Source organism: Sphingomonas sp. 10B4, assembly GCF_035019905.1.
Classification (GTDB): Bacteria; Pseudomonadota; Alphaproteobacteria; order Sphingomonadales; family Sphingomonadaceae; genus Sphingomonas; species Sphingomonas glacialis.
The window spans coordinates 1-451 of sequence record NZ_JASJVC010000204.1 but is presented as its reverse complement, the minus strand read 5'-3'; the positions used below and the strand labels follow the sequence as shown (position 1 = coordinate 451).

The 451-nt window shown below is 49.7% G+C and carries 1 pseudogene; it reads left to right on the top strand.

Annotation, left to right across the window (positions count from 1 at the left end):
* Window positions 1-143: 143 nt before the first annotated feature.
* Window positions 144-451: pseudogene (gene gyrB / locus QN347_RS19475) on the top strand (DNA gyrase subunit B); the annotation flags it as partial.

Here is a 451-nt window from a genome sequence, read left to right as displayed (position 1 = left end):
CCCCGATTAAAGTCATCGGCGACACCGACAAACGCGGTACCGAAGTCCACTTCTGGGCCGATGAAGAAATCTTCACTCATGTCGAATTCCATTACGAGATTCTGGCAAAGCGTATCCGCGAATTATCGTTCCTCAATAATGGCGTGCGCATCAAACTCACCGACCAACGCACAGGCAAAGAAGAAATGTTTGCCTTTGAAGGCGGCACCCGTGGCTTTGTCGAATACATCAACAAATCTAAAAGCGTCTTGCACCCAACGATTTTCCAAGCCACTGGTGAGCGTCTGTCTGACCAAGGCACCAACATCACCGTTGACGTTTCCATGCAATGGAACGACGCCTACAACGAGCAAGTTTTATGCTTTACCAATAACATCCCACAACGTGACGGCGGCACCCATCTGACTGGCTTGCGCGCAGCGATGACCCGCGTCATTAATAAATATATCGA